This is a genomic window from Sphingopyxis sp. RIFCSPHIGHO2_12_FULL_65_19 (genome assembly GCF_001830555.1).
In the GTDB taxonomy this organism is placed as follows: domain Bacteria; phylum Pseudomonadota; class Alphaproteobacteria; order Sphingomonadales; family Sphingomonadaceae; genus Sphingopyxis.
The window spans coordinates 21,794-25,610 of record NZ_MIAM01000011.1 but is presented as its reverse complement, the minus strand read 5'-3'; the positions used below and the strand labels follow the sequence as shown (position 1 = coordinate 25,610).

The 3,817-nt window shown below is 62.7% G+C and carries 4 protein-coding genes, 1 tRNA gene and 1 pseudogene; 3 read left to right on the top strand and 3 right to left on the bottom strand.

Translation table 11 applies throughout. The features are described 5' to 3' along the window. The coding region (locus A3E77_RS02410; RefSeq protein WP_293643308.1) for a response regulator at positions 1–241 on the bottom strand (241 nt) is incomplete at its 3' end. Positions 242–382: 141 nt separating this feature from the next. Between A3E77_RS02410 and A3E77_RS02405 the strand changes: the two genes are divergently transcribed. Continuing rightward, positions 383–1,258: an N-formylglutamate amidohydrolase gene (locus tag A3E77_RS02405; RefSeq protein ID WP_293643307.1), complete on the top strand. Its 876-nt coding sequence runs from the start codon at positions 383–385 to the stop codon at positions 1,256–1,258. Between the two features lie 183 nt (positions 1,259–1,441). Here A3E77_RS02405 and A3E77_RS02400 read toward each other — a convergent pair. Then, a tRNA-Pro gene (locus A3E77_RS02400) sits at positions 1,442–1,518 on the bottom strand. Positions 1,519–1,623: 105 nt separating this feature from the next. Next, positions 1,624–2,052 (bottom strand): JAB domain-containing protein, encoded by a 429-nt coding sequence (locus A3E77_RS02395; protein WP_293643306.1) that lies wholly within the window; start codon positions 2,050–2,052, stop codon positions 1,624–1,626. 144 nt (positions 2,053–2,196) lie between these two features. Here A3E77_RS02395 and thyA point away from each other — a divergent pair, with 144 nt between their 5' ends. Next, positions 2,197–3,132 (top strand): thymidylate synthase, encoded by a 936-nt coding sequence (gene thyA, locus A3E77_RS02390; RefSeq protein WP_293643305.1) that lies wholly within the window; start codon positions 2,197–2,199, stop codon positions 3,130–3,132. Between the two features lie 90 nt (positions 3,133–3,222). Beyond that, a pseudogene (locus tag A3E77_RS02385) lies at positions 3,223–3,817 on the top strand (thiamine pyrophosphate-dependent enzyme); the annotation flags it as partial.

The following is a 3,817-nucleotide window of genomic DNA, read 5'->3' as shown; positions in this document are numbered from 1 at the left end:
CGGTGATGAACATGACCTGCGTTTGCGGTGCGGCCTTGGCCGTATGCTGCGCGAGTTCGATGCCGTCCATTTCGGGCATGACGATATCGGACAGCAGCAGGTCAAAGGTTCCCGAATCGATATAGGGCACGGCGGCGGTGCCCCGGTCGACCGCGGTGACATGATAGCCGGCGCTGGTCAGCGCGCGCGCGAGATATTCGCGCATCACATCGTCATCTTCGGCCAGCAAAATGCGGATCATGCTGAAAATATTCCCTGGTCCCTCGACGCCGCCGGTTCCCGTTGGCTGCGTCCTCTAAGCTATAGTCGACATAACGTCAGAGATTTAACAAATTGACGCGCGGCGCTGGATTCGTCGCGCTTTTTTTGCCACCCATGGGCGATGCCGTTTCGCAGCATCCCGCCCGCCGCTATCGCTGTCAACCGGCCCGCGGTAAATGGACCCGTGGTCGTGTCGGTGCCCCACGCGGGGCGAATCTATCCCCCCGAAATACTGGAAGCCGCGCGAGTCGATCGGAGCCAACTCGAACGGCTCGAGGATGGGTGGTGCGACCTCATCGCCGCTGGCGCGGTCGATGCGGGCGGAACGATTGTTCAGGCGCGGTGGGCGCGTGCGGTCGCCGATTGCAATCGCGGCGAGGGACAGATGGCGCCGGGCGAGGTCGCAATGGCGCTGCGGAGCCGGTTTTCCGCGCCCGGTCGCAAGGAACGAGCGGGGCTGGGAGTCGTGCCGACGCGACTCGCTGATTGCGGACCCTTGTGGAAACGGCCGGTCGATCATGCGGCGCTCCACTGGCGGCTCGAATCGCTCCACCGACCGTATCACACGACGATCGCCGACGAGCTGGCGGCGGCGCGCGATCGGTTCGGCCACGCGATCTTGATCGACCTGCATTCGATGCCGACCATTCCGGCCGGGCAGCCGGGGCATGGCGCGCGAATCGTCGTGGGCGATCATTTCGGGACTACGGCGGGCGGCTGGCTGGTCGATCTGGTGATGGCATCGGCCGCGCGGCTCGACGCCGCCGTTTCGCGCAACCAGCCCTATGCCGGGGGGCATATCATCCGGTCGCACGGGCGTCCGGGCGACGCAATCCACGCGGTGCAGATCGAGATCGATCGCAGCCTCTACCTGACGCCCGAACGCCTGCCCAATCCGGTGCGGGTCGCCGAACTGCGGGGCTGGTTCGCTGAGCTTGTCTCGGCCGCCGGGCGAGCATGTCCATCGGACGAAATATTCCCGCAAGCGGCCGAATAAAAAAACCACCCCGTACCGAAGTACGAGGTGGCCAGGGTCCAGGGAGGACGCGCCCGCGCCGATGAAGGCTGGGCACTCACCGCGATGGAAAGGGGGAAAACCATGGCGGTGTAAGAGGAATTTAGAGTGTCGCGCCCCGACTTACAAGACGAGACGGTGCAAAATCTGCAATATGCAAGAAATTGGTCGGGGAGAGAGGATTCGAACCTCCGGCCCCTGCCTCCCGAAGACAGTGCTCTACCAGGCTGAGCTACTCCCCGACCGATCTTTGCACCGGCGGGCCGGTGCGAAGGCAGGGCGGTCCTCTAGACGCGCAATCTGTGAACTTCAAGCGGCAATCGGCACCTCAGGCGCGATTGTCGCAGCTATATCATATGGGCGTGACGAAAGCTGAAATGCCCGTCCGGCACGAAAATCAGGTGATCGACCAGTTCGATGCCGATCGTCCGCAGGAAAAGCGCGGCATCGTGGGTCGTTCGGATATCGGCATCGCTCGGCCAGGGGATGCCCGAAGGATGATTGTGGGCCATGATCACCTCCGCAATGCCGCCGTCCAGCAACGCGCGCCAGCAACGCGGCGGAACGGCGCAGCGCCCGCTGGTATCGCCGTCGGTGCGTTCCAGCCGGACCAGCCGTTGGAAGGCGTCGAATCCCGCGAGCAGCAATGTTTCGCGCTCGTCGCCGAACAGCGGGCGAAGCAAGTGGCGCGCGACAGGCTGTTCGGATGCGCTCGGCACGAATCCGGCCAGTGCCGACGGGTCCGGCGCTTTGCCGACGGGTTCATACAGGGTCATTGTCGCGGGCATGGGGCAAGGTTGCGCGTTTCACTATGCCCGACTGCCCCGCATCGGAGACTTTGAAAGGGTCGTTCCCGCTGGTCCCTTGTCCGCGCGGGGCGTGAGGCCTAGCAACTGTCGGAAGAATATCGGGAGTGTGTCTTGTCTGATTCCATCCATTATGAACTTCAATATCTCGACCTGATGCGCCGGATCTGGGTCGAAGGCGACGAGCGTGTCGACCGGACCGGGGTGGGGACGCGGTCGCTCTTCGGCGAAACGATGCGATTCTCGCTGCGCGACGACGCTATCCCTCTGCTCACCACCAAACGCGTTTATTGGAAGACGGCGGCACGCGAACTGCTGTGGTTCCTGACGGGCGATACCAATATCCGCTCGCTCGTCGCGCAGGGCGTGAAAATATGGACCGATTGGCCGCTCGATAAATATCGCCGCGAAACGGGCGAGGCGATCAGCGCCCCCGATTTCGAGGCGCGGATCATCGCCGACGATGATTTTGCCGCGCGCTGGGGCGACCTCGGGCCAGTCTATGGTCATCAATGGGTGAACTGGCCGCGTTACGAACCGGCGGGCGAGGGGCTTTATCGGCTTGGCGCGCAGGGGCACAACCAGATTGCGGCGTTGATTAAGTCATTGCGTGACAATCCGGGATCGCGGCGGCACATTTTCACGGGCTGGAACGTCGCCGATCTCGATCGCATGGCTTTGCCGCCGTGCCACATGACCTATCAGTTCCACGTCCGCAGCGACGGCGGCCTGTCGTGCCTGTTGTTCCAGCGATCGTGCGATCTTGGGCTTGGCTTTGCCTTCAATGTTTTTGAAGCGGCACTGCTGACGCGGCTAATTGCACAACAATGCGACCTTCATGCACACGAACTGGTGTGGACGGGCGGCGACGTCCATCTCTACCTCAACCATGCGGACCTGGTCGAAGAACAGCTGTCGCGCGTGCCGAATGGCAGCCCAAAGCTGCGTATCCAACGGCGCCCGGACAGTATTTTCGACTATCGGTTCGATGATTTCGCGGTCGAGGATTATGCGCCGCAAGCGCATATTTCCGCGCCCGTCGCGGTGTGACGCCGCCATTGCATTCGTATGGTGACCGTAATAATATGTCGCCGCATTGAAATATAACTAGGCGCTGATTCGCGCCTGAAGGACGAGGACATGCCCGAGACGGACCCCAAGGCAAATCTGGGGCGCCCGGCGAGCAATCTGCCGCCGCTGTCGCTTCATATCCCCGAACCGCGCTATCGCCCCGGCGATACGCCCGATTTTGGCGATATCGACGTCCCGGCGGTGGAAGCGACGCCCCGTCCCGGTGAAGCGACCAAGCCCGACGCGATGCGAGAGTTGAGCTATGGCCTTGTGCGTGTGCTCGACTTTGATGGGCAGGCGAAGGGACAATGGGACCCGAAGCTCAGCCCGGAGCGTCTGCGCACGATGCTTCGTTACATGATGCTCGTGCGCGCGTTTGACGATCGCATGTTTCGCGCCCAGCGCCAGGGCAAGACCAGCTTCTACATGAAGTGCACCGGCGAGGAGGCGACTTCGGTCGCCTCGACGATGGCGATCGACCGCGCCGACATGTGTTTCCCCAGCTATCGCCAGCAGGGCATTCTGATCGCGCGCGATTATCCGCTGATCCAGATGATGAACCAGATCTACTCGAACCGCGGCGACCATCTGCTCGGCCGCCAGCTGCCGATCATGTATTCGGCGCCCGAACATGGCTTCTTCAGCGTGTCGGGGAATCTGGCGA